The 24618-nt window shown below is 59.1% G+C and carries 18 protein-coding genes and 5 pseudogenes; 10 read left to right on the forward strand and 13 right to left on the reverse strand.

Annotation, left to right across the window (positions count from 1 at the left end; translation table 11 throughout):
* The first annotated feature begins 7 nt into the window (after positions 1 to 7).
* From OA238_RS28320 to OA238_RS28340, 5 genes are read left to right on the forward strand one after another with little or no spacing between them, the layout of a single operon-like run.
* A complete protein-coding gene (locus tag OA238_RS28320) occupies positions 8 to 1006 on the forward strand; it encodes a TRAP transporter substrate-binding protein (RefSeq protein WP_245581590.1) in 999 nt (332 codons plus the stop codon).
* A 3-nt stretch (positions 1007 to 1009) separates the two neighbouring features.
* Entirely contained in the window at positions 1010 to 1534 is a 525-nt protein-coding gene (locus OA238_RS28325) for a TRAP transporter small permease (RefSeq protein WP_015497825.1), read from the forward strand.
* Positions 1531 to 2979: a M81 family metallopeptidase gene (locus OA238_RS28330; RefSeq protein WP_015497826.1), complete on the forward strand. Its 1449-nt coding sequence runs from the start codon at positions 1531 to 1533 to the stop codon at positions 2977 to 2979. The genes OA238_RS28325 and OA238_RS28330 overlap by 4 nt, the downstream gene beginning before the upstream one ends.
* A gap of 11 nt (positions 2980 to 2990) precedes the next feature.
* The gene (locus OA238_RS28335; protein ID WP_015497827.1) at positions 2991 to 4493 is read left to right on the forward strand and encodes an amidohydrolase family protein; all 1503 of its coding nucleotides are present in this window, start codon (positions 2991 to 2993) and stop codon (positions 4491 to 4493) included.
* A complete protein-coding gene (locus tag OA238_RS28340; RefSeq protein WP_015497828.1) occupies positions 4490 to 5404 on the forward strand; it encodes a CobW family GTP-binding protein in 915 nt (304 codons plus the stop codon). The genes OA238_RS28335 and OA238_RS28340 overlap by 4 nt, the downstream gene beginning before the upstream one ends.
* 337 nt (positions 5405 to 5741) lie before the next feature.
* Here the strand turns inward: OA238_RS28340 and OA238_RS28350 are convergent, their stop codons facing one another.
* Both OA238_RS28350 and istA read right to left on the reverse strand, forming a co-directional pair.
* Positions 5742 to 6722, reverse strand: a complete 981-nt coding sequence (locus OA238_RS28350) for an IS5 family transposase (protein WP_015497829.1) — start codon at positions 6720 to 6722, stop codon at positions 5742 to 5744.
* Between the two features lie 65 nt (positions 6723 to 6787).
* Positions 6788 to 8044: pseudogene (gene istA / locus OA238_RS28355) on the reverse strand (IS21 family transposase); the annotation flags it as partial.
* Between the two features lie 185 nt (positions 8045 to 8229).
* On the opposite strand from istA, the gene tnpA reads away from it, so the two are divergent.
* Positions 8230 to 8649, forward strand: coding sequence for an IS200/IS605 family transposase (gene tnpA, locus OA238_RS28360; protein ID WP_015494130.1), 420 nt, complete (start codon positions 8230 to 8232; stop codon positions 8647 to 8649).
* Between the two features lie 157 nt (positions 8650 to 8806).
* Here tnpA and OA238_RS28365 read toward each other — a convergent pair whose 3' ends face one another.
* From OA238_RS28365 to OA238_RS28405, 9 genes and pseudogenes are all read right to left on the reverse strand, one after another.
* Positions 8807 to 11173 (reverse strand): 1-deoxy-D-xylulose-5-phosphate synthase N-terminal domain-containing protein, encoded by a 2367-nt coding sequence (locus OA238_RS28365; RefSeq protein WP_015497831.1) that lies wholly within the window; start codon positions 11171 to 11173, stop codon positions 8807 to 8809.
* A gap of 97 nt (positions 11174 to 11270) precedes the next feature.
* Positions 11271 to 11994, reverse strand: a pseudogene (locus OA238_RS28370) (IS6 family transposase).
* A 49-nt stretch (positions 11995 to 12043) separates the two neighbouring features.
* Positions 12044 to 13276: a type II toxin-antitoxin system HipA family toxin gene (locus OA238_RS28375; protein ID WP_085982825.1), complete on the reverse strand. Its 1233-nt coding sequence runs from the start codon at positions 13274 to 13276 to the stop codon at positions 12044 to 12046.
* Positions 13269 to 13868 (reverse strand): helix-turn-helix domain-containing protein, encoded by a 600-nt coding sequence (locus OA238_RS28380; protein ID WP_015497834.1) that lies wholly within the window; start codon positions 13866 to 13868, stop codon positions 13269 to 13271. The genes OA238_RS28375 and OA238_RS28380 overlap by 8 nt, the downstream gene beginning before the upstream one ends.
* 111 nt (positions 13869 to 13979) lie before the next feature.
* Positions 13980 to 14737 (reverse strand): annotated as a pseudogene (locus tag OA238_RS28385) (IS6 family transposase).
* A gap of 58 nt (positions 14738 to 14795) precedes the next feature.
* On the reverse strand, positions 14796 to 15551 hold the full coding sequence (locus tag OA238_RS28390) for a PPC domain-containing DNA-binding protein (RefSeq protein ID WP_015497835.1): 756 nt from the start codon (positions 15549 to 15551) through the stop codon (positions 14796 to 14798).
* Between the two features lie 52 nt (positions 15552 to 15603).
* Entirely contained in the window at positions 15604 to 17169 is a 1566-nt protein-coding gene (locus OA238_RS28395) for an acyl-CoA synthetase (RefSeq protein WP_044039188.1), read from the reverse strand.
* Positions 17169 to 18338 carry an acetyl-CoA acetyltransferase gene (locus OA238_RS28400; RefSeq protein ID WP_015497837.1) on the reverse strand — a complete coding sequence of 390 codons (1170 nt, stop codon included), beginning with the start codon at positions 18336 to 18338 and terminating at the stop codon, positions 17169 to 17171. The genes OA238_RS28395 and OA238_RS28400 overlap by 1 nt, the downstream gene beginning before the upstream one ends.
* Positions 18335 to 19156: an IclR family transcriptional regulator gene (locus tag OA238_RS28405; protein WP_015497838.1), complete on the reverse strand. Its 822-nt coding sequence runs from the start codon at positions 19154 to 19156 to the stop codon at positions 18335 to 18337. The genes OA238_RS28400 and OA238_RS28405 overlap by 4 nt, the downstream gene beginning before the upstream one ends.
* 144 nt (positions 19157 to 19300) lie before the next feature.
* Here OA238_RS28405 and OA238_RS28410 point away from each other — a divergent pair, with 144 nt between their 5' ends.
* The 4 genes from OA238_RS28410 (at position 19301) to OA238_RS28425 (ending at position 22927) form a co-directional block, all read left to right on the forward strand.
* On the forward strand, positions 19301 to 20305 hold the full coding sequence (locus OA238_RS28410; RefSeq protein WP_015497839.1) for a DctP family TRAP transporter solute-binding subunit: 1005 nt from the start codon (positions 19301 to 19303) through the stop codon (positions 20303 to 20305).
* 72 nt (positions 20306 to 20377) lie between these two features.
* Entirely contained in the window at positions 20378 to 20869 is a 492-nt protein-coding gene (locus tag OA238_RS28415) for a TRAP transporter small permease (RefSeq protein WP_015497840.1), read from the forward strand.
* Positions 20870 to 20897: 28 nt separating this feature from the next.
* Positions 20898 to 22178: a TRAP transporter large permease gene (locus tag OA238_RS28420; RefSeq protein ID WP_144056112.1), complete on the forward strand. Its 1281-nt coding sequence runs from the start codon at positions 20898 to 20900 to the stop codon at positions 22176 to 22178.
* A complete protein-coding gene (locus OA238_RS28425) occupies positions 22175 to 22927 on the forward strand; it encodes an SDR family NAD(P)-dependent oxidoreductase (RefSeq protein WP_015497842.1) in 753 nt (250 codons plus the stop codon). Before OA238_RS28420 ends, OA238_RS28425 begins: the two co-directional genes overlap by 4 nt.
* A gap of 39 nt (positions 22928 to 22966) precedes the next feature.
* On the opposite strand, the pseudogene OA238_RS28430 reads toward OA238_RS28425, so the two are convergent.
* Both OA238_RS28430 and OA238_RS28435 read right to left on the reverse strand, forming a co-directional pair.
* Positions 22967 to 23627: pseudogene (locus OA238_RS28430) on the reverse strand (IS5 family transposase); the annotation flags it as partial.
* A 14-nt stretch (positions 23628 to 23641) separates the two neighbouring features.
* A pseudogene (locus OA238_RS28435) lies at positions 23642 to 24598 on the reverse strand (ISAs1-like element ISOan1 family transposase); the annotation flags it as partial.
* Positions 24599 to 24618: the final 20 nt, after the last annotated feature.

A 24618-nucleotide genomic window follows, 5' to 3' on the forward strand; every position in this document is an offset into this window, starting at 1 on the left:
ACCGAACTTGGACAAAACAGAGAAGGAAAAGATCATGAAACTAACAAGATTTCTTGCAGCCTCGACGATGGCCATCGCGCTGGCACTGCCCGCAGGGGCCGAGGTCAAAATCGCACTTGATAGCCCACCCGATCTGGAAAAATCGGGCACCTATGTCTGGGCGCATACTTTTGGCGAGTATCTGAATGCCAACGGCATGGAAGCGCGTGAATACGAGCGCAACTCGCTGGGCGAAGAAGCGGAACGGCTGGACCAGGTCAGCCAGGGCCTGCTGGAGGTGTCGATGTCCGACGCCAAATCCGCCGGGACGCTGGATGGCACAATCTTCGGCGCGATGATGCCTTATTTCTTCGAAGACATGGAGCAGCTTGACCGCGCGCTTGACGAGGGGGGCATGCTGGACCGCATAAACGAGGGTACGACTCCCAAGGGCGTGCGCGTACTGGATATCGTCTATACCGGAACGCCCTCCGGGATCTTCACCACTGAAGTGCCGATCCGCACCTTCGAGGACATTCAAGGCGTGCGCATGCGCGCACTGGACGAGGTGCAGATCACCACGTTCGAGAACTGGGGCTCGAAGGGCACGATCGTGTCGTGGTCCGAGGTGCCCAATGCGCTGCAGACCGGCGTGGCAGGCGGATACATCAACCCCGCCTTCGTGCCACTGACTTATGGGCACACCGCATTCATCAAGTATTTCACCAACGCCAAGATGAGCGCGTCGGTCCGCGTCGCCATCGCGTCCGAGGACTGGTACCAAGGCCTGTCCGACGAGGAACGCCAGATCGTTGCGGATGCGGTGGCCGAGGCGCATGACGCCAACCGCGACCTGGTGTCTGACGATACCGCCGTCTTGAAAGAGCTGGAAGAGGCAGACATCGAGGTGATCGAGCTGAGCCCGGAAGAGCGCGCCAAGTTTCGCGAGGCAAGCCAGCCGATCTATCAGGAGACGGACATGCCCGAGGGCGCGCTTGACGCCTGGAACGCAGCCGTAGGGCGCTGAACGATGCGGGCGGTGTCCATCACGTTGAACCGGCTGTCCGACAGTCTGAACCGTGTGGCCTTGGTAGGGGCAGCCCTTGCCGTCGCCGTCATGCTGGCCGCGGCCGGCTGGCAGGTCATCGCCCGCTATCTTCTGAACCAACCTCCGATCTGGACCGAGGAGCTGGCGCGCTTCTCGATGGTCTGGGGAGGGCTTCTGGGGGCGTCCTGCGCATTCCGGCTGCGCCGCGATCCGACGCTGTTTCCCGAGGCGTTGAAAGCCACCGGCGCGCGCGGGCTGGTCTTTACGGTGCTGCGGTCGTTTGGCGTGCTATGCTTCATCCTGCCGATCCTGTGGTTCAGCCTGCTTGGCTCCGGCGCAGATCCCGCGCGCGGATACCTTGCGCGGCTTGCCGGACGGCAGACAGAAACGATGGACCTGCCGATGGTGGTGTTCGGCGTCGCGATCCCACTCGCCTTTGCGCTGATCCTTCTGCACGTTCTGGCCGACATTGCATCAGCGCTGGACAATACAAGGAATGACGAATGAAACTCTTCATGGCGTCGCTCGCGACGGAAACCAATTCGTTCTCGCCGATCCCGACCGGGTGGAGCGGATTTCGCGAGCATCTATACACCAAGGAGGCCTCGCGGGGCGAGGCCGGTCTGTATGCCGCCGCCGTCACCATTTGGCGCTGCCGCGCCGAAGAGCGCGGCTGGGACGTGGCCGAGGGGCTTTCGACCTATGCCCAACCCGCCGGGCCGACTGTGCGCCATGTCTATGAAACGATGCGCGACGATATCCTGACCGACCTGCGCGCGGCAATGCCGGTGGACTTGGTCCTGATGTCGATGCACGGGGCGATGATCGCGCAGGGCTATGACGACTGCGAGGGCGACATGATGGCCCGCATCCGCGAGATCGTGGGACCGGAGGCCAAGATCGGACTGGAGCTTGATCCCCATTGTCACCTGACCGAACAGATGCTGGATAACGCCACCGCGATCATCTGCTACAAGGAATATCCCCATATCGACGTGAAAGAGCGCGCCGAGGAACTGTTCACCCTGTGCGCCGATGCCGCCGAGGGCAACATCACCCCCGTCATGCGCGACTACGACTGTCGGATGCTGGCGATGTATCACACCCCTTTCGAGCCGATGCGTAGCTATGTTGATCGGATGTCCGCGATGGAGGGTAAGGACGGCATCCTGTCGGTTTCGCTGGTGCACGGTTTTCCCTGGGGCGACAGCCCGCGCGTGGGCGCCCGCACACTGGTCATCACCGACGGCGACGCCGAACTGGCTGAGGCGCGGGCACAGGAATTGGGACAGGACCTATGGGCGCTGCGCGACAAGCTGCGTCGTTTTCCCCCGATGGAAGAAGGGATCGACCGCGCGTTGACGGTCAACGGCGCTCCCGTGGTGATGGCCGATTTCGCCGACAACGCCGGCGGAGGCGCGCCTTCGGACGCGACCTTTGTCCTGCGCGCGGCGCTGGATCGCGGCCTGAAGGACATTGCCTTCGGCACCTTCTGGGACCCGGTCCTTGTCGGCATGTGCATCGACGCCGGGGTCGGGGCCAAAATAGCCGTGCGCATCGGTGGCAAGATCGGGCCGATGTCAGGCAATCCGGTGGATCTGACGGTGACCGTGCGGGGCATCGCCCGTGACGCCGTACAGCATCTGGGCAGTGCCGCAATGAGCATGGGCGATTGCGTCTGGCTGGAATCCGATGGGCTGCATATCCTCGTCAACACCCGCCGCACCCAGACCTTTCACCCCGAGGCCTTCGAGAACACCGGAATGGACCTTGGCGCAATGAAGTACATCGTCGTCAAATCCTCGCAACATTTCTATGACGGTTTCGCGCCGATCGCTGCCGAGGTGATCCATCTGGCCACCCCGGGGGCGATCACGCCGGATTTCACCATCATCCCTTTCACCAAGCGGGATGACAGTTATTGGCCAAAGACCGAGAATCCGTTCAACTAAAGGAGATCCCAATGCCACAGGCCTTTGACATCATCATCCGTGGCGGACGCGTGATGGATCCCGAAACAGGGTTCGACAGTATCTGCGATGTCGCCATCACCGGCGACATCATCATCCGAATCGGCAAGATCGACGGATCGGCCGGGCACGAGATCGACGCGACGGGGCTGATCGTGGCCCCGGGCTTTCTTGATCTGCACGCGCACGGGCAGTCCGTGGCCGCCGACCGGATGCAGGCGTTTGACGGGGTGACCACGACCCTTGAGCTTGAGGTGGGCGCGCTGCCTGTCGCGGGCTGGTACGACCGACAGGCAGAAATTCCCCGGGTGCTGAACTATGGCACAGCTGCGGCGTGGATCTTTGGCCGCAAGGCGGTGATCGGCGATATCCAGCTGGACCCCGAAGTGCATCCAATCGACCAGATGGGCGCCGGGGCCTATGACATGCGCTGGTCAACCGAGGCCGCGACGTCGGAACAGACCGCCCGGATCGTCGGTCTTGTGCGGCAGGGGCTGGACGACGGGGCCATCGGAATCGGCCTGCCCAATGGCTATGCCCCCGGTGCCGGCGTCAAGGAAATGGCGGATATATGCGATCTGGCCTTTGACTACGGCACACCGACCTTCACCCATATTGCCTATCTCAGCAACATCGACCCGCAAAGCTCGGTTGACAGCTATGTCCGGCTGATCGGATTGGCCGGGGCGACGGGCGCGCACATGCACATCTGCCATCTGAACTCGACCTCGCTGATGGACATCGAACGGGTGGTGGAACTGGTGGCCAAGGCACAGGACCAAGGCTTGCCGGTCACGACCGAGGCCTACCCCTACGGCACCGGGGCCACCGTTGTCAGCGCAGGTTTCTTCATGGACCCAAACTTTGTCGAACGCACCGGCAGCGCGTATTCGAACATCGAACTAGTCCACAACCACCACCGCTTTACCGGGCGCGAGGACATGAAATCCGCGCGCGAGAAATCACCGACCGATCTTGTGATGTGGCACTACCTGGATGTCGAGGTGAACGATAATCACCGCCGCCTGCTGGATCTGTCGGTGACGTATCCCGGCGGCTCGATCGCGTCCGACGCGATGCCGTGGACCGACACCGACGGCAGCATTTACGAAGGTCTAGAATGGCCCCTGCCCGACCGGCTGTCGGCGCATCCGCGCTCGTCGGGTACGTTCACCCGTTTCCTGCGTGACCACGTGCGCGAGCGCAAAACGATGCCCTTGATGGACGCGCTGGCGAAATGCACAATCCTGCCCGGTCGGGTGATCGAGAGCTGCGCGCCGCAGATCGCCAGGAAAGTGCGCTTGCAGGAAGGCTGCGATGCGGATGTGGTTGTCTTTGATCTGGAGACGCTTAGCGACATGGCCGATTTTGTGGCCATGAGTCGTCCGTCGCAAGGGGTGAGGCACTTGTTGGTGGGGGGCGTGCCGGTGATCGCGGACGGGCAACTGGACACCAGTGCCGCGCCTGGCCGCCCGATCCGCCGCACATCGGGATGAGCGTTCCGATCCTGCTGATCACCGGGTTCCTGGGCGCGGGCAAGACAACGCTGATCAACCGCCTGCTTGGCGCTGATCATGGACGCCGGATTGCCGCCATCGTCAATGATTTCGGTGCGATCAACATTGATGCGGACATCCTGAGCGGAAGCGCCGAAGGCATCATCGGGCTCAAGAATGGCTGCATCTGCTGTTCTCTTCAGGGCGACCTGTTGCGCACGATCAAACTGCTTTTAACCCAGGATCCGGTCCCCGAACTGATCGTGATCGAGGCCAGCGGTGTGGCCGATCCCGCAGGTATCGTGCAATCACTGATGGACCCGGTGATCGGGCTTCAGGCCAGCCTTGGCAGCATCGTCTGCGTGGTTGATGCTCCCGATGCCGCGACGCGCGGCGCTGATCCGCTGTGGCAGGCGCAGGTGCGCGCGGCCGACATGATCTGCCTGTCCAAGACCGGCGAGACGGACCCGGACGCGCTGGTCAGTCTACAGACCCGCCTGGCCGTTGAACAGCGACGGTATGGTTTCGACATGGATGCGCCCTTGCCACTTGCCGTTCTGCTTGAGGCGGGACCGACGGCGGACCGGCCACGAGACACCATCCGCGCGCCGCTGCGCGACGACCGTTTTGTTCATCTTGAATGGACACACTCGGGGGCGGTGGACATGCGCGCGTTCCAGGATCTGATTGGGCATTTGGCCCCGGATCTGCTCCGCGCCAAGGGGTTCCTGACATTTCAGGGACGCACGGGTTGCATGCTGTTTCAGTTGGCCGGACAACGCGCGACGCTGGCCCCTGCGCAGGATCCGCACAGGACCGGCTGCGCGCTTGTGCTGATCGGGGAACACGGCACCTTCGATCCCGACGCGGCGCACGCAGATCTGGATCGACTTAGCCCGGATAATTCATAAAGCTGAAATCTTCTGTTCAGGCGGTCGGCTTCCGGGGTCTCGGGTTTGTCGGGCGTTGTTGCATGGAGCATGAAGGGGTCGGAACGCGCCCTACCCGAGACAGATTTCAGGCGGTGAGTTGGAAGTTGGAGCGGCCAAGTTCGGTCATCCGGTTAAGGATCCGGACGCCAATCTTGGCCTCTGTTTTCTGATTTCCAAAGTTGCGCGTCTGGAGCTTGGGCCCGACGACGGCCTTCCAACGGCCGATCCGCTGCCCGGCAGTGCATGCGTAGCATGCATGAGAGCCGTGTTGCATGGATGTGGCGAAGTCCGAGATTGCCCTTACCCATAATTCAGGTCATGCAACAGCCTCGTACTTGGCACAGCCAAGCCCGTTCATTTTGTTGAGAATGTTAGTCCCAATCCTGACTTCAGTTTTTTGGTTCGGAAAGTTTCGAGCTTTCAGTTTGGGGCCGATGACCATCTTCCAGCGGCCTATTTGTGCTTCGCCTCGGCTCCGGTGATTGTAGCCGCTGCTAACTTGCCATGCCAGGCGCCCTTTGTCTCGAATCTCCACGATGTGTTTATCTCGGGGCGTTGGATCACGGGCAGAATCGAGGCTGAGAACGGCCGTGATCGGAGGCGGGATTACAATCTCTATCGCTTCACCAAAACGGTCCACAAGCAGATCGCTGGTAGGATCGCCATCATAGGCGCCATCCGCCAAAAAGCGGCTAACAGGAGCGTCAATTTGATCGAGAAGTTCGGGCAAAGCAGTTGGGTCGCCCACGTCGTCTTTTGTCAAATCGGAGCAAACGATATCTCCAGTTGTGATATCCAGTCCAAGATGCAGCTTGCGCCACGACTTACGTTTGGCCTTTGTTTTATGCTTATTCTGCAACCATTCGCCTTCGCCAAATATCTTCAGACCCAAACTATCCACAACTAATTCGATTGGGCCGGCCCTTTGGGCTTTGGATTTTTCTGGTATGCTGAGCCCTGCACCTCTCCGCGAGAGGGTCGAGAAATCCGGAATGGGAACATCCAGCCCCATAAGCCACGCCAAACTGCCGACCAACCTTTGCGTCTGCCGCAAACGTTGTTTGAAAACCATACCCAGCGTCAGAAATACTGATATGGCCATATCATAGTATGTGGGTTGGCCGCCTGGCGCCTGACGTTTATCGGCAAGCCACTTATCTGCAACCTCAGGGCTCAACCAAATTGTCACATCACCGCGCTGACGCAGGCCTTGATTGTACACTCGCCAGTTGGTGACCTTCTGTCGCTTCTTTTCAAACTTGTGGCGGCGGGAAGCGTTGAATTTGTGCGGCATCATTAATATCCAAGTCGTTAGCAAGCTGGGTGTATAGCAGACCCGCTGGGGTCCATGCAACAACGCCCCTGTACATACTCACGCCGCCCCGCCTTGATCATTCGGGCTTCCATCAAGCGGCGCAGGGTCGCAAATTCGTCCGGCAAGTCCCAGCCCGCCAAAGGGGCGGCTTGATCCAATGCGCCCGCCTTCTGCTCCAGCAGGGGCAAGTAGTGGATCGGGTCAAAGACCATGTCTTCGCGGTCCCAGCACCTTGGGTGGCGGGAAATGACGTCGCCACCACAGCCAATCACAACCTGATCGACATAGCCGCGTAGCCAGACGTCACGATGGCCATAGGCAACCGGAACGGAATAATCGTTGGTTTTATAGCGCACCAATGCTTGCGAGTTCACTTGGCCGCTGGCCTGATCACAGGCATCGAACGGAGATGCTGGCAGATCCATCATGGCCTCAAGATCGCGGGCCAAGCGTTGCCCGATGCTGTCGCTATGCCCGCGCAAGACATCGTTCTGGCGCTTGCGGCATTGCTCTTCCAGCCAAAGATTGAATGCCTCCCACGTGGCAAAATGAGGGATGGGCACCATGAAGTTGCGCCGGGCATATCCGACCAGACCCTCAACGGCGCCTTTATCGTTGCCCTTGCCCGGGCGACCATAACGATCCTGGATGAAGTAATGCGACAGAAACCCGCTGAACAGTTTGGTCCGCTTGCGTGAACCGTCTGGCAGGATCTTCGCAACAAGGCACCGGTCGTTGTCGTAGAGAACCGACTGCGGCACCCGCCCGAAGAAGGCAAAGGCATGGACATGGCCATCAACCCAGGCCTCGGAGACCGCTGCAGGATAAGCACGCACAAAGCATGCGTCGCTGTAGGGCAGATCCAGTGCAAAGAAATGTGCCTTCTGCTCCACACCGCCGATCACGACCATCGCTTCGCCAAAATCCGCCTGAGCGTGGCCAGGCGCATGTGCCAGTGGGACAAACATCTCTCGATGGTGGCGGCCATGTTCCCGGACATAGTTCTTGACCGTGGTTTGCCCGCCTCGAAATTGATGCTCGTCCCGCAGACGTTCAAAAATGCGCTTGGCCGTGTGACGTTGCTTACGGTTCCGGCTGAGATCGTCTTGCAGCCATTGATCAATGAAGCCGGTAAAGCCATCAAGCTTGGGCCGCTTGATCTTCGCAGTTCGTTGATATCCGGGCGGAACCGAAAAGCTCATCATCTTCTTCACGCTCGCGCGCGATATCCCAAAATGAACGGCTGCTGCTCGTTCGCTCATGCCACCTCGACGTGCGAGGCGGACCTTTCTGTAAAGTTCCACGCTGAAAATACCCCCGCCCTCCCTGAAAACAGAAAAGACTAAAGTGGCAAAGTTTTACTTTCCACAAACGGGATTAAAGCCACCGGCTTCCAGCCGGTCCGCTTTAGCGTAATGTACTATAATCTTCCCTCTCATTTTTAAGACCCCGCGAAGCGGTAAGGGTCTTAAAAATGAGAGGGAAGATTATGATCTATTCCACAGGAAGCCATACCAAATTTTATCACCGGTTTCACGTCGTCTGGACAACAAAATACCGATACAAAGTTATGCGCGGTGAGATGCGTGAGCGTATCCGTGAAATCATTATCCAAACATGCCAAGAACTTGGCGTGCATATTGAGAAGGGCGTATTGTCGACCGATCACGTCCACATGTTCATATCGGTCCCGCCTCAGATAGCATTGTCAAAGGTGATGATGCGGATCAAGGGACGCTCGTCTTATAAGATACAGCGCGAGTTTCCCGAACTGCGCAAACGGTACTGGGGCCAGCGGTTTTGGGCTCGCGGATTTTTCTCAACAACCAGCGGCAATGTCACTGACGCTGTCATACTTCAGTATCTTGAATTACATTCAAAAAGGGAACCTACCGGCGTCAGCCGGTAGTCGTTCAGTTTGCCTGCAGCAAGATAATCCTGCCACTTCCGTGGCTCACTTTTGCACTGCCGTTCTCACCCGTTGTCAAACTGGCGCAACATGTCCGCTTGTTGTGACGTCGGTAGACGCCGCATCGTGCTTCAATTGGCTTCGCCTACCCACGACTTTAGATGTGCGGAATCTTGCGCCCTTTGGACAACTCGCTTGCTGAACCGACCAGCGCTTCGGCATCAATGCGGAAGTGGCGGTATAGGTCAGCAATGGTTCCAGTTTGTCCGAAGTGTTCGACACCATGCGAGATTGTCCGATGCCCCCAAACACCACCAAGCCATGACAGCGTGGCGGGATGCCCGTCGATAACGGTGATCAGAACGCAGTTGCGTGGCAAGTCTTGCAGTAGGGTCTCGATGTGAGAAACGGCGTTTTTGGTGCCATTCGCACGCGCCCTCTGCGCCGCTGTCCAGCCTGCGTTCAAACGATCAGCCGAGGTCACGGCGAGGACACCGACATCGCGTCGACCTTGGCTGATCATGCCTGCTGCTTTGATTGCTTCAGGAGCCACAGCGCCTTGGTATGCGATTATAACCTCACAGTTTGGTCCCGGTTCGCGTAGCCAGTATGCTCCGTCTATTGCGCCCTGGCGGAAGGCGTCGTCGACGCGTCTTCCGGGTTGCTCGATCGGGTTGGTCGTGAGACGCAAATAGACAGATCCGCCGGTTTCATCGCGCAGCCAAGTACGCTCGTCTGGATCGCTTTCACCGTCTTTTTGCAGGTGGTTGAACGACCATTCCATGATGACGGCCAACTCGTCTGCAAAGGCGGGTTCGAACGCGGCGAGCCCGTCCTGTGACATGCCAATCAGCGGGGAAGCGATGGATTGGTGCGCACCGCCTTCATATGCCAACGTTACGCCCGACGGTGTGCCGACGATCATAAAGCGGGCGTCTTGATAGCAGGCGTAATTCAACGCATCCAATCCACGCGACACGAATGGATCATAGACGGTGCCGATGGGGATCAGACGTTTACCGAACACCGAATGTGACAGGCCAGCGGCGGCCAGAAGCAGGAACAAGTTCATCTCTGCGATGCCCAGTTCGATGTGCTGGCCGTCTGGTGTGAACTCCCATTTCGCAGTGGATGGGATGTTTTCGGCCTTGAACGTGTCCTCCTGGTGATCGCGCGCGAACAGTTTGCGGCGGTTCACCCACGGGCCAAGGTTGGTTGTGCCTGTCACGTCAGGCGAAGTGGTTACGATGCGTTCGGCAAGCTGGCTGTCGCCTTTGGACAGATTGTCGAGGATTTTACCAAACGCCATCTGCGTCGAGATTTCGCGATCAGTGGCCAACTGGATGGTCGGTACATCAATAACTTCGTCGGTATATCGCCGCGGGCCCTTAGCGAAAAACGGCGCCTTTGCCAGCTCGGCCTCGAACGCGGCAGGGTCAGAAATGGTCGCAAATTTGTCCCATTCATGGCCCTTCGCTACGCCCATATAATCTTGCCACTCACCCATCTGGGTCTTGTTCATCAACCCGCCGTGGTTGTCTTTGTGGCCTGCAATCGGCGTACCCCAACCTTTGATCGTATAGGCCAAGAAGCAAACGGGGCGGTCGTGATCGATCGCAGCAAACGTGTCAGCCATCGTTTGCACGCAGTTGCCGCCAAGGTTCTCCATCAACTCGGCAAGCTCTGCATCGCTGCGCCTTTCAATCAACGCCGAGACATCGCCCTGATCCCCAAGCGCATCCATCAGGCGTTCGCGCCAAACGGCCCCCCCCATAAACGTCAACGCGGAATACAATTGGTTCGGACAATTATCGATCCACTGGCGTAGTTTGTCACCGCCCGATTCATCAAACGCTGCGCGTTGAAGGTGGCCGTATTTGACCCGCACGACATCCCACCCGAAGGCATCGAAAATCTGCTCAACACGCTTAAACAAGCCCTCGCGGACAACGCCGTCAAGCGATTGACGGTTATAGTCGATAATCCACCAGCAATTGCGCAGACCGTTTTTCCAGCCCTCTTGCAGGGCCTCGTAGATATTGCCTTCGTCCAGTTCCGCATCCCCAACAAGCGCGATCATCCGGCCCATTTTTTGGTCAGCACCCCATGACTTGGCCTGAATGTAATCCTGCACAATTGAAGCAAACGACGTCACCGCAACCCCAAGCCCAACCGAGCCTGTCGAAAAATCCACATCGTCAATGTCCTTGGTCCGCGATGGATAGCTTTGTACGCCACCGTAGCCCCGAAAGTTCTCCATCTTCTCGCGCGTCTGGTTGCCCATCAGATACTGAATCGCATGGAAAACCGGTGAAGCGTGCGGCTTGACGGCGACGCGATCCTCTGGTCGCAACGTCTGGAAATACAGCGCCGTCATAATCGACACCATCGACGCGGATGACGCCTGATGCCCACCGACTTTGATGCCATCCGCCTTGGGCCGAATGTGGTTAGCATTGTGGATCATCCAGTGGGACAGCCAAAGTAGGCGCTGCTCAATAGTTTTTAGATGGTTTTCAGACATTAAAATGGCCTTTGGTGCTTAGAAAAAACAGAAAGGTAACCAGACGGCATTGTCAAGTTGTCGGCGATCTTCGCAACGATAGCCGGGGCGCTAGATCTCAAGCAGCCTTAAGCTCACGCGTGATGTCGTCCCAAATCCAATGGGCATCGGCTCTCGTCTGGCGATAGGCAGCTGCTGAAAGGGTGTGTCGGTGCGGGTGGAAGCGAGCGGAAGACGGTTTGGACCTGATCATGAACGGAAAGAAATCGCTGGGCTTGTCTCGGCGATTTGAACCTCCCCATGATCTTTTCTCGCCGTCGGGTCGGTCTGTGTGACCCTTCGGATCGATTGTTGAGACCCTTATGGCTGCGATGCTCTATTCCCGGAGTAAGCTCCTTCAAGGCGGCGCCATAGCTTCGGAGTTTATTGGTGACGATCACCCGTGGCTCACCAAATGCCTTGAATAGTTTGTGGAAGAACCGAATGGCGGCCCGTTTATTGCGCCGAGACTGCACGAGGATGTCCAGCACATCGCCTTTGCTGTCGACAGCGCGCCACAGCCAATACTTCTTACCATTTATCGGAATGACGACTTCGTCCAAGTGCCATTTGTCCGCCACTTTAGGTCGATCTTGGCGGATCACCTTGGCATATTGTAACCTTAATTTCGCAACCCAAGCGCGGATGGTCTCGTAGCTGACCACCACACCGCGTGCGGCTAACAGATCCTCAGCATCGCGCAAACTCATGGGAAATCGATGATAGGCCCAGACGGCGTATAAGATAATCTCAGGTGGGAAACGGTGGCCTGAAAAGGCACCAGATTGCTTGGGTTTGGTCATGTGCCCACGTACCGGCTTTCGAGATGTCCCGCAACCTGACGATGCCTTTCTACTTGTGTTCGTTCATCAGAGGGAGGGTTGGCAGCAGTGCATCAATCGCCGACCTAACGTCGTCGAGCATCGGCGAGGCATCTTTTTCACGCTTCCAGAGCGATGCAAAGTCGCTGGCGGTTTCTCGCGCGACATCAAGAACCATTTTTTTGGGTAACGCTGCTTTCGCAGCAAGATGGGAGATTTCATCTTCATCAAAGGCAGCAAAATCTCGAACACGACTGTAGTTAAGGGCGAAGCTGTCACCTTTAATGTAAGGGACTGTTGATACAAAATCATAGGCTGGCGAAAGGGCGGCGCTGCGTCGATCAGGGTAGATCAGCGACCAGTTCTTAAGATGCATGTCCCCGTTGCCAATCAACGTGCTGAACGTCAGGCGACGTATGAACTCACGGATGTCTTCATCCGATCCTTCCGCCGCGATGACAGCAGCAATATTTCGCATGCTCGCCTTCTTATATTTATCTTCGCCATAGACGCCAAAGACTTGAGCGAAGTCTTCTATATGCACGCGCTCTCCGCTGGGGTGCCGGTCAAAGCGTTCGATCACGAAGGCCTTGGTTCCAAAGCGATCAGTGCCGTCAGGCAGATTTGCGATACTGTCGATATCGACCAGATCAATGCGAGGCACGTCCATGCCGAGCATTTTGGCCAGCCGCATCATTGAAAATTCGTTTTCAGGGACACCCATGTATTCCCGTGATGGCAGTTTGACGATCCAATCACCGCCAATGCCCGACGCGGGAATAGTCAGCCCGCCGCTTGCGCCCTCAATGGCTGAGAATTTCAATTGAACACCGGCGAGAGAGAACCGAAGCATGTTGTCTTTTGATTTTGGCGCGTCTTCGCCATCCACATGCGCGGCCTCTGGTGGCCAGATTTCGCCGTCCGCCGGTTTGATTGTTATCGCGCCAGGAAGGTCGCGCCCTAACGCCCAAAGCAAAAAGAATTCGCGCTCGGCATTAACCCCTGCTTGCTCTGCGAGGTACTTGCGCAAGTGACCCTCAGGCAAGACGTTTGAAAAAAACGGCATGACCTGTTTTTGGACAGGCTTAAATTCGGTGCGCAACTCGCCAAACTCATCCTTGAAAAACAGACCGAGTGTCGAGCGGTCAGGGTTTTCGATATACTCTTCGTTGAACGCGAACAGACTGCGATCCCCCGCGACGCGTGTCAGCGTTCCGATGTTTTCACCATAAAGCTCAACATTTAGCACAGATACATCAGCCATCACTGTCATCCTCGTCTAGACTGTAGGCCGGTCTACTGGTCGGCTCATCGATCATGTGTGATGGTAGACTATGCGCCAACATGTTGCGGAGACGTTGAGCATCTTTGGCGATTTTTTCGAGGCCCTTGAGCCCTCCAGAATTCTCGACAGCTTCAAGTGCGCTTCGCATATTTTTGATTGCTTCAGTTTCCTGCAAGATGTTGCGGAAGTTGTTCATTTCTTGAAACTGTCTTTGCAGCGTCTGCACCGCCGAGCTCTCATGCAAAGCCTTGGGCAATGTATCAAGAGCACGTTGCGCGCGCGCAAGCTCGCGCAGTGCATCATTGTTACTATGCGGCTTGTGACTGCCTGTACTGCGCACAATCGATCTGACTGCCGGTGCCGATTTTCGTGGTATCATCGTCAGTTCAAGGTCAAGTGCATGGGCAAGTGACGCAAGACTTGAGAGCCGCAGGTCAACTGCGTTGCTCTCAATCTTTGAGATATGCGATTGCGGTACGCCTGAGCGAGCGCTAAGCTCTCTTTGGCTTAACCCCTTATTTTCGCGCGCTGACTTCAGGGAAGCGGCGATGTTTTCGTTAGCATAACTCATATTCTGATCTACTTTCACACATCAAGAACGACTCTTGATATAGAATAATATATCATACCTTCAACACGCCAAGCAAGTCACGATCTATTATTATAGATCAAACGCCTGCACTTATAATGGAAACAAGTGTCCCGTGTCCGAGGACACAGGACGAAACCCCGCTGGCAGGATGCTCTCTAAAAGAGCGACATCTAACGCGATGGCGCGGTTGAGCTTGAAGTTGTCGCGTGAATAGAGGTGGCGCTCCGCGTTAAAATGGTTGTGAACAGAAGCGTGGACGGCGACGAATTTCTGTAAAGTTAGCATCCGCCTAAATCGCAGCATGGCCCGCTCTCTTCGCCTAAAGGATTGGTGGGAATTCTCGGCTCGATTGTTGAGCCAGCGGCCAGCTTCCTGTTTGTCCACATTGCCGATCATCTTCATCGCCGCACCATAGGAACCTAGCTTGTCGGTGACGAAGATATGTGCGCGACCATGGCGTTTTATGGTCTTCCTGAGGAATTTCAGGCTGCCTTGCGATCACGGCGCTTTGTGACAAAGCTTTCCAGGACTTCCGCTTCGTGATCCACAGCCCGCCAAAGGTAGTGCGTCTCGTCGTTGGTATTCACGAACACCTCGTCCAGGTGCCACTGCCAATTTGAATATGCGCGCATCTGGCTGACCCTTTTCTTGCGGATATCTGCGGCAAACAGCGGGCCAAATCTGTTCCACCAACGCCGCTCAGTTTTGTGGCTGATGTCGATACCGCGTTCGTGCAACAGATCCGCCACGTTCCGAAGCGAAAGCGGGACACGAACGTACATCATCACTGCCAAGCGGATGGTCTCAGGGCTCGTCTTGAAGTAGCGGAACGGGCTGCGTTTTGTCATCCCGAGACGCTAATTGCTCACCCTGCCCGCCTCAACAAGTTTTCTTCTGACAGTGCCGTCAGGCTGGTTGGGACAGTAGAAGAACCTCGAAGGTCACGCAGACCCTGTTCGAACCTGGGGCCAGATTTCCGGCGACGGCCGGGCCGTCAAAGCCCACGGCGATCACACCCTGACCCGTGCCGCCGGTCAGCAGGACCTCCGTTGCGTCATCTTCCAGTGCTGGCTGACCGTCCAACTGAGTGCCAACCAGGCTGCCCAGCCCCTTGACGGCCTTGACCGGCAGACCCGCGACTTCAGAGCACCTCACAAGACCTTCATCAATCAGCATGTTTGGTCGAATCGTCGCCAGCACCGCGTTTGGGTTATCGACCGGCCCAGTGGAAATTGGGCGAAACAGGGAGAACCCCGTCTCCGCGTCCGGCGTACTTTCCAGCAGCGCGCCGTCCAGTACCCAGACGTCGACCACGCGATCGATGGACAACACTGTTGCATCCGCCAGTAGATGACCCGCATGGCGGGTTCCGCTCTTCTCAGACCAAAGGCCATGAACATGGGCAAATGCCGCCCCGTCTCGCCGCCCCAAATGCGCGCCGGCCTGTAGTATGATAGCGTCTGTCAGCACCGTCTCGGCGCTGTACCAAGCCACGTGGCAGTCGTCCGGCGCAGGGGCGGGGCGGACGAATGTTAGCGTCTCGACCGGTAGATCGCCTAAATCGAACCAGGCGCCAGTCACGCCCACAGCATCGGTCATCGCCAGCAACAGCGTCGATCCCGCCTTCAGCGTCACACGCCGGTGCGTCGCCCTGCACGGCACCGTCGTGATCCGCTCCGCGGCAACCGGACCTGGGTGGATCAATGTCCGCGCCTCAGGCACCGGCAAGGTCCCCGCGCGCGACCAGCTCGGCACGGATAAGTTTCTTGGTGATCTTGCCATAGCCAGACTTCGGCATCTCTTCCCAGAACACGACAGCCTTCGGCATCTTGTAGCGAGGCACTTTCGTCCCCAACCACTCCAGCAAGGCGGCTGAATCGGGAGCATCGCCCCGCGCGACGCAGACGGCGATGCCGACCTCGCCCCATGTCGGGTCCGGCATCCCCAACACCGCACATTCGTTAATGGCGGGGTGCAACAGGATCTTCTCCTCGATTTCGCGCGGATAGATGTTGGACCCGCCCGAGATATACATGTCCGACGCCCGGTCGGTCAGGTAAAGGAAACCTTCCGCGTCCATGTGGCCGAGGTCGCCGGTCAGAAACCACCCGTCTCGGAACGCCGTGGCGTTGGCCTCAGAATTGTCATGGTAGCCAGCAAAGACGGCGGGGCCGATGACGGCGACCTCGCCCGTCTCGCCTGCCGCGACCTCGTGCCCGGCGGCGTTTTGCACCTGCACCTGCATCCCCGTCCGCGCAAAGCCGCAGGTACCGATACGCATGGCGGCGTCATCGGCAAAGTGATGGATCGGCGGCAGCACGGTGATGTTGCCCGTGACTTCGCCCAGCCCGAAGTACTGCACCAGGACAGGTCCTAATACGTCTAGCGCACGGACTTGATCGGCGCGGTACATCGGCGCACCGGCGTAGATCACATAGCGCAGGCTGGAATGGTCGTGATCGTGGACAGAGGGATGCTCAACCAGCAGCTTCACGATGGTCGGCACGGTAAAGGCATTGGTGACGCGCCACTGCGCAATCAGCCGCCAGACTTCGGCCGCCTCGAACTTCGTTCCCCCAGGAAGGATCGTCTTCACCCCGTGTGCGACCTGCGCAAGCTGGTGAATCCCCGCGCCATGGGACAACGGGGCGACTACGATGGAAGCATCCTCTGGTCCCGTTCCAGGCATCAGGTCGCACAGGTGGTTGGTCACTACGAAGGCCATCTGGCCATGGGTCAGCACCGCCGCCTTCGGCTTGCCGGTGGTGCCGGAGGTAAAGAAGAACCACGCCGGATCGTCGCGGTCCACGGTGGTGGCCGTGACTGTCGCATCCGCGTAAGCGGCGACGAGCGTGTCGTAGTCGTCATCGCCCGCACCGCCGATGGTCGCGGTGAAGGCGACCGCGTCACATGCAGCAATGTGGTCCGAGAACTCCGCCCCTGCCAGTAATCCTTTAGCCCCAGACGAGGCGGCGAGCCAGGCAACATCCTCCGGCGTTTGGCGAAAGTTGGCTGGCACCCAGACGCAACCGAGCTTCCAGCAAGCGAAGGCGGCCTCGAACATCTGGTTGCAGTTGGCGGACTGCACCAGCAGGCGGTCGCCCTTCCGCATCCCATAGCGGTCGCGCAGGGCGGCTGCAAAGGCGGTCGACCGCGCCTCCACTTCGGACCAGGTCCATTTCGCGTCGCCCCAGACGAGGCCGATGTCGTCCGGGTGCCGCCGAGAGGAGCCCGTCAGGAACTGCGACAAGTTCATCACGCGGGACGAAACTGGCTGCATCACGCGACCCTTTCGAGGATCGAGGCATAGGAGGCAACCGCCGCTCCGCCCATGTTGAACACGCCGACCAGCCGCGCATCGGGGATCTGCATTCCCCCCGCCTCGCCCATCAGCTGCATCGCGGCCATCACGTGCATCGACACGCCGGTCGCCCCGACGGGATGCCCCTTGGACTTCAACCCGCCCGAAGGGTTCACCGGCAACCGCCCGTCCTTGGTTGTCCATCCTTCGCGGATCGCCCGACCGCCCTGCCCCGGCTCCGCCAGCCCCATCGCCTCGTATTCCAGCAGTTCGGCGACCGTGAAGCAGTCGTGGGTTTCCACGAGGCTTAGGTCGTCGATGGTCACGCCGGCGGCGGCATAGGCCTGATCCCACGCCCGCCGTGCGCCGTCGAAGCGGGTAATATCGCGGCGCGAAAGGGCCAGCGGTTCGTTGGTATGGGTCCGCGCTCGGAAGCGGATCGCGCGATGCAGGTCCGCCGCGACCTCGGGTGCCGCCAGCACCAGTGCGGCCGCCCCGTCGGACACCAACGAACAATCCGTGCGCCGCAGGGGGCCGGCGACAAGGGGATTTTTTTCGGACACAGTGTTGCAGAAGTCCACGTCGAAATCGCGCTGCATGTGAGCGAAAGGGTTCTGCATCCCATTGTGGTGGTTTTTGGCAGCGATCATCGCCAGTTCTTCAGACCGGTCGCCGTAGCGCTGGAAATAACTACCCGCGATCTGTCCGAACAGTCCGGCAAACCCGCCGCGCACGCCGGATTCCTCGCGCCGGTAAGAGGCGCCGAGCAGGATGTCACCGACCTCCACCCCCGGCGTGGCGGTCATCTTCTCAGCCCCCACGACAAGCGCGATCTTGCCCCGCCCGCTGGCGATGAAATCCATCGCCCCGTTCAGCGCAGCGGACCCGGTGGCGCAGGCATTTTCATAACGGGTCGCCGGCACACGGGACAAAGCGTCGTTGCCCATGCCCACCAGCGCACCCTGAAAATCCTGATCCGAAAAGCCGTTGTTGAAGACACCGACAAAGATGCCATCGACGTCCTCCACCGCGACACCCGCATGGTCCAGCGCAGGGCCTGTGACCTCGGCCATGAGCGCCTCCGTGTCCGGCGCGTCGCTGCGGCCAAATGCGGTGTGGGCCCAGCCCACAATGTAGGGGTCTGTCATCTTGAGTCCTCCTGTAAGGCGGTCTGCGGCATCCGTCGCGCCAACCGTAATTCGATATCCCGTGCCTCGCTCGTTAGCAGGGCCGCAAGTTCGGCATCGCGGGGCGGTTGCAACCGGCTTTCAATCGCCGCGATGGACATGGCCCCAGCAACGGACCCGTCGGGGCGCCGCAAGGCTACGCCCACGCCCCAGCTTCCCGCCACGATCCGTCCAGGGTTCAACGCGAAACCCCGCGCTCGTGTCGTCGCCACGTCGCGTCGCAGCAGGTCCGCGTCATAGTTCGGGTAGTCCGCCGCCAGCCTACCGGCGTTGTCCACGAGCAGCACCTCGACCTCTGCATCCGGCAGCACGCTCAATATTGCGAGCGAGCCTGCCCCGATTCCAAGGGGATGCTGCGCGCCCGTCTCCAGCGCGTGAGTGCGGATCGGGAACGCCCCTTCTTCGCGGTGCAGGCAAACGGCGGAGGACCCGCGCCGCATATTGACGAAGGCCGTGTCGCCGCTCGCCTTGGCCAGCCGCACGACCGCATCTGCCGCGATTTCCAGAAGGCCATGGCGCGGCGTCGCCAGCGTGCCGAGGACATAACTTTCCTCGCCTAGATGATAGAGCCGCGTGGCACCGTCCTGTTCCACCAGCCCGCGCGCGATCAGCGCCAGCATCAGCCGCCGCACCGTGGGCTTGCCCAGACCGGAGGTCGCGATCAATTCCGACAGTGCCACACCGCGCCCACCGCCGTGGCCGGTGATCTGCAAAAGCGCCAGCGCACGATCCACCGCCTGGCTGCCACTGGCCGGGGTCGCATCATCAAGACTTTTCATAATATGGACCACCATTCCCTTAATCTGCAAGAATTTCTGAGCTTCACACAGAAGACCTGCGCATTCTTACTGCTAATGCAAAAATATCTTGCCCACTCCATAAATTTCTGTTCCACATTATGGCATATTGAAAGAGGAACCACCATGAAAATGACTACAAAGGCCACCTTGGCCGCCATGTTAGCCACAACTGTCCTGTCCGGCGCGGCTTATGCCGAAACCCTGCGCCTGTCGCACAATACCGGCGACACCACGACCTGGCACTTGGGGGCCGAGCGATTCGGCGAGCTTCTGGCCGAGAAAACAGACGGCGCCTACGACGTCCGCGTCTTTCCGAATGCCCAGCTCTCTGGCGGCGACCAGATGAAGCAGGCCGAAATGGTGGGACGCGGTGCGTTGGACATCGTCGTCACGTCCGCAATCAACGTGACGCCGCTGGTGCCCGAAATGGCCGTCTTCTCGCTGCCCTACCTCTACGCCAACTACGCGCAGGTCGATGCGACCACGCAGGGCGAGCCCGCCAAACTGCTGGAGGACATCCTGCGTGACAAGGGCATCGAAGTCCTGGCATGGGGCGAGAACGGTTTTCGTGAAGTCACCAACAACGTCCGCCCGATCACGTCCCCTGACGACATGAAGGGCCTGAACATGCGCGTCGCGGGTCCGATGTATATCGACGTGATGAACGCTCTCGGTGCCAATCCCCAGCAGATGCAATGGGGCGAGACGATGACCGCGCTTCAGCAGGGCGTCGTCGACGGTCAGGAAAACCCGATCGGCGCGGTCATCATCCCACAGCAGGTCTTCGAGGTGCAGAAATACCTGACGACCTGGCACTATTCCTACGACCCGATCTTCCTCGGCGTGTCCACCCAGCTCTGGGACGGTCTGGATGCGGAAATACAGGAGGAAATGCGCGCCGCCGCGACCGAAGCGATGGAATACCAGCGCGAAATCACCCGTGAGAGCACAGAGGACGGCGTCGCCTTCCTGCGTGAAAATGGGATGGAAGTCTACGAGCCGTCCGAAGACGAACTGGCCGCCTTCCGCACGGCGACCCAGCCCGCCTTCGATACATGGGCCGACAAGGTCGGCACCGAGATCGTTGGCAGCTTTCAAGACGCCATCGCCGCGACCCCGGCAAACTGAGCCCAACTGACGGAACACAACACCGGCGCGGCCTTCGGAAAGAGGCCGCGCCGGTGAGCGGAGGAGACGGCCATGCGCTTCGTGCTGAGAGAATTCGAGAAGATCGTCTGCGCCGCACTGTTCCTCGGCATGACGCTGCTGGGTTTCATCAACGTCGTGGTGCGCTATGCCACGCACTACTCCTTTGCCGCCTCCGAAGAAGTGCTGACAAACGGCTTTCTGCTGTTGACCGTCTTTGGTGCCGCTATCGCGGCACGACGTGGACAACATCTGGCCGTTACGCTGGTGCACGATGCGCTGCCGAAGCGGCTGGCACAGGCAGTCTTCATCCTATCGGTAATCCTGTCAGTCCTGCTGCTGGCCGCCTCCGCCTGGTTTTCCTGGGCCACGCTGATGAACCAGATCGACAGCGGCATCCGCAGCTATGCCCTCGGCCTACCGGCGTGGTGGTATCAGGTCGGGCTGCCCTTCGGCTTTGCCTTGATCATGATCCGCCATCTGCAGTACGTGGCCGAGACGTGGCACACCCCCCGCGCCGAACCGAAGGGGACGCCACGTGTCTGAATTCCTTAGCTTGGGTGCCGGCACCCAGATGATCGTCGGTTTCTTCCTGCTGATGGCCTTGCGGGTGCCCGTGGCCTTCGCACTCGGCCTGTCTGCGATGTACGCCATGTGGCAGATCGGATTCGGGTTCGAGCTTGCGGGCGACCTGATCGCAACAGGCATTGCGAAATACGCGCTGCTGGCCATCCCGTTCTTCATCCTTGCTGGCACCCTGATGGGTAAACTGGGGATCGCAGAACGCATGATCCGCTTCTTCCGCATCCTGATCGGCGACCTGCCCGGCGGCATGGGCGTCGTCGGCACCGTGGTCTGCCTGTTCTGGGGCGCAGTTTCCGGCTCCGGCCCCGCATCAGTTGCTGCCATCGGCCCGATGATCATCAAGGGGATGGAGGAAGACGGCTACCCCCGCGCCGTCGCGGCCGCCCTCGTCTGCACCGGCGCGGCTTTTTCTATCGTCATCCCGCCGTCCATCGGCCTCGTGATCTATGGCGTGATCGCGGAAACCTCGATCTCTGCACTGTTCACCGCCGCCATCGTGCCGGGCCTGTTCATGGGCCTTTTGATGCTGGCCGTCCTGCCGTTCGTCAAGCCGCGGGGCCGTTCGGGCCTCGACAAGATCGCCCCCGCTTCCGCAAGCGATGGGTACTGGCTTGACCTTGGCCACAGTTTCCGCGCATCCTTCTGGGGCCTGATGACGCCCGTCGTGATCCTAGGCGGTATCTATTCTGGCATCTTTACCCCGACCGAGGCGGCCCTCGTCGCCACCGTCTATGCCATAGCCGTCGGTGCCTTCGCCTACCGCACGCTGACGGTCCGCGCGCTCTATGATGCGCTGACCGAAGCCGCGTCGTCCTCTGCGGTTGTCATGCTGGTCGTGGCCTACGCGAGCCTTTTCGGCTGGGTCGTCACCGTCGAAGACCTTGTCGGCCAGTATTCCGGCCAGTTGCTCGGCCTTTCCGACAACGGCGCGGTGATCTTGATGGTCATCATGCTGATCCTGCTAATCGCGGGCATGTTCATGGACCCCGTGACGGTGATGTTCATCTCACTGCCAATCTTCATGCCGGTCGTGCGCGAACTGGGCTGGGACCCGGTATGGTTCGGCGTGCTGGTCATGGTGAACCTCGCCATTGGCCTCATCACGCCGCCCGTCGGCATCAACCTCTACGTCGCGGCGAACATCACCCACTTGCCGCTGGAACGCATCGCCCGCGCGGCGCTGCCGTTCTTGGCTATCAGCGTCATCGGCCTCGCCATCGTGGCGGCGGTCCCCGCCCTGTCCCTCTTCCTGCCGGAGATGCTGAAATGAAAGACACCGTCACCTTGATCACCGGCGCCGCCCGCGGCATCGGCCTTGCTACAGCGACCCTGTTCCACGCCGAGGGCCGTCGCGTCGTCTTGCTCGACCGCGACGCAGAAGAACTCGCGACCGCCGCAGCCACCCTGCCCGGCGCTCTGTCCGTCACCTGTGACGTCTCGATCCCGAAGCAAGTGGCGCAGGCGTTGACCGAGGTCGAACAGAGCTGCGGCCGCCTCGATATTTTGGTGAACAACGCAGGCGTCGCCGACTTCGGACCGCTGGCCGAGACGGACTTCGCCCGCTGGCGGCGCGTCATGGACACGAACCTTGACGGCGTTTTCCTGATGTCCCAGGCCTGCCTGCCACTGTTGTCGGCCCGGGGCGGCGCCATCGTAAACATTGCATCGATCTCGGGCTTACGCGCCTCCACCCTGCGCATCGCTTACGGCACTTCTAAGGCTGCCGTCATCCATCTGACCAAACAGCAGGCGGCGGAACTGGGAGAGGTTGGCATCCGCGCCAACTGCGTCTGCCCCGGTCCGGTGAATACCAAACTCGCGCTGGCCGTCCACTCACCCGAGATTCGCGCCGCCTACCACGACGCTATCCCCCTGAACCGCTACGGTACGGAACGTGAAATCGCAGAAGTCATCTGCTTCCTAGCCAGCGAACGGGCAAGTTTCGTCACAGGTCAGGTCGTCGCGTCCGACGGCGGGTTCGACTCCACCGGCGTCGGCCTACCCGCCCTCCGGACTTGACGAACCCTTAGAGTCTGATTCAAAACTAACTGAACCTTCTCAATCCCTTGCGAGATACCGTGTGACGCGTCTGATGTGTGCGATGAGGATCCAAGCTTCAGCGCTGGCGATGGATTTCTCCCAATCTTTCGACAGGCGGCGACATCGGTTCAGCCAAGCGAAGGTGCGCTCGACGACCCACCGTCGCGGCAGCACTTCAAAGCCTTCTGCTGTGTCAGAGCGTTTACGATCTGGACGGTCCATTGGCCGAGGGCTTTCAACGCGTCTCGCAGTTTGGGCCCTGCATACCCGCCATCCGCAAATACATGTCGCAATGATGGATAGCGCGACGCGATCGCCTTCAGCACATCGGGTGCCCCATCCCTGTCCTGAATTCCGGCGCTGTGGACCACCAAGCCTATCAAAAACCCAACCGTATCGGTTATTATATGGCGCTTGCGCCCCTTGATCCGTTTGCCCGCATCATACCCCTAACCCCACCGCTTTCAGTGGTTTTTACGCTCTGGCTATCTATGATCCCGGCTGTTGGCTGGGCTTTGTGGTCCTCGGCCAGACGCGCAGCTTCGACCAGCTTACGGTTCATCTCATCAAGCAGGCCGTCATCGCGCCACGCGTAGAAATAGCTCCACACTGTTGAAACAGGTGGAAAGTCATTGGGCAACATACGCCATTGGCAACCGGTCGTTGCAATGTAGCAGAGGAATCGCATGAGATTTAGGTGTTAATTATTTCGGCGAGGAAATCATCATCCCATGATGCAATGTGGCGCTTTGATCGCAGGCTATGCTTCCCCTTTACGGAGCGCAGCATGTTGCTTGCAGCGTGTTTTATGGTCGTAAAATTGGCTGGAGCATTGCCTTTTCGGATACGGCATTCATCGTCGCGAAACACCATGTCCATGACCCAATGCAGCCCGTTTTCTATTCCCCAGTGGTCACGGATGGCTTTGGCGTGATGTTCAGCATCTGATGTCATTGATGAAATGTAATAGCGGGTTTCGGCGCGCGTTTTATCCTGCAGGATGGCGTGGTACTGGACCATAACGATGCTTTTCAAACTGGGCCAATTGTGGTTCGCCTTAAGCCAGTCAATATCCGTGCACACTGTGACCCTCCTTGTTTCGATACGGCCATGAGACTTCTCTACCGTTTCGTGGTAAGTGACTGTTGTGTCGTCATAATCTACGGCCGCCTGTTCCGTCATGAATAATTCTGTGTCCTTGCGTAGGCTGCCCTGATTACCCTTCAAAGCGAGGATGTAGTCTGCTTCTTTGGAGATGATCTTCGCGGCGATTTCGCGTTGGCATCCCATAGCGTCGATGGTGACAATAGCCCCCTTCAGGGTGAGCAGCTCCAACAGTTCTGGTATGGCCGTTATCTCGTTGGACTTGCCGTCCACCTGCCGTTGCGCCAGCGTCAGATTCCATTCCGAACTCCAGGCCGAGATCATGTGAATTGCGGCCTTGCCGCCAGCTTTATCCAGGCTGCGGCGAGAGGTTTTCCCATCAATCGCGACCACTCCAGTCACCGTCTTGTTAAGGGAGGCCACCCAGTCGATAAAACAGGCCTGAAACGCCTCGGCATCCAAGGCCGCAAAGATGTTTCCAAGTTGGTCATGGGACGGTGTCCCGTCTGCAAAAGGTAGAAAACGCTTCAAAAAGCCCAGTTTCTTGGCGTTGTTGCAGGGAGGCA

The sequence above is a fragment of the Octadecabacter arcticus 238 genome (genome assembly GCF_000155735.2).
Classification (GTDB): Bacteria; Pseudomonadota; Alphaproteobacteria; order Rhodobacterales; family Rhodobacteraceae; genus Octadecabacter; species Octadecabacter arcticus.

Coding starts and splice junctions, on each gene's coding strand:
- OA238_RS28325 (WP_015497825.1), top strand. CDS start 1,010: ATGCGGGCGGTGTCCATCACGTTGAACCGGCTGTCCGACAGTCTGAAC.
- OA238_RS28330 (WP_015497826.1), top strand. CDS start 1,531: ATGAAACTCTTCATGGCGTCGCTCGCGACGGAAACCAATTCGTTCTCG.
- OA238_RS28335 (WP_015497827.1), top strand. CDS start 2,991: ATGCCACAGGCCTTTGACATCATCATCCGTGGCGGACGCGTGATGGAT.
- OA238_RS28340 (WP_015497828.1), top strand. CDS start 4,490: ATGAGCGTTCCGATCCTGCTGATCACCGGGTTCCTGGGCGCGGGCAAG.
- OA238_RS28350 (WP_015497829.1), bottom strand. CDS start 6,722: ATGATGCCGCACAAATTCAACGCTTCCCGCCGCCACAAGTTTGAAAAG.
- tnpA (WP_015494130.1), top strand. CDS start 8,230: ATGATCTATTCCACAGGAAGCCATACCAAATTTTATCACCGGTTTCAC.
- OA238_RS28365 (WP_015497831.1), bottom strand. CDS start 11,173: ATGTCTGAAAACCATCTAAAAACTATTGAGCAGCGCCTACTTTGGCTG.
- OA238_RS28375 (WP_085982825.1), bottom strand. CDS start 13,276: ATGGCTGATGTATCTGTGCTAAATGTTGAGCTTTATGGTGAAAACATC.
- OA238_RS28380 (WP_015497834.1), bottom strand. CDS start 13,868: ATGAGTTATGCTAACGAAAACATCGCCGCTTCCCTGAAGTCAGCGCGC.
- OA238_RS28395 (WP_044039188.1), bottom strand. CDS start 17,169: ATGCAGCCAGTTTCGTCCCGCGTGATGAACTTGTCGCAGTTCCTGACG.
- OA238_RS28400 (WP_015497837.1), bottom strand. CDS start 18,338: ATGACAGACCCCTACATTGTGGGCTGGGCCCACACCGCATTTGGCCGC.
- OA238_RS28405 (WP_015497838.1), bottom strand. CDS start 19,156: ATGAAAAGTCTTGATGATGCGACCCCGGCCAGTGGCAGCCAGGCGGTG.
- OA238_RS28410 (WP_015497839.1), top strand. CDS start 19,301: ATGAAAATGACTACAAAGGCCACCTTGGCCGCCATGTTAGCCACAACT.
- OA238_RS28415 (WP_015497840.1), top strand. CDS start 20,378: ATGCGCTTCGTGCTGAGAGAATTCGAGAAGATCGTCTGCGCCGCACTG.
- OA238_RS28420 (WP_144056112.1), top strand. CDS start 20,898: ATGATCGTCGGTTTCTTCCTGCTGATGGCCTTGCGGGTGCCCGTGGCC.
- OA238_RS28425 (WP_015497842.1), top strand. CDS start 22,175: ATGAAAGACACCGTCACCTTGATCACCGGCGCCGCCCGCGGCATCGGC.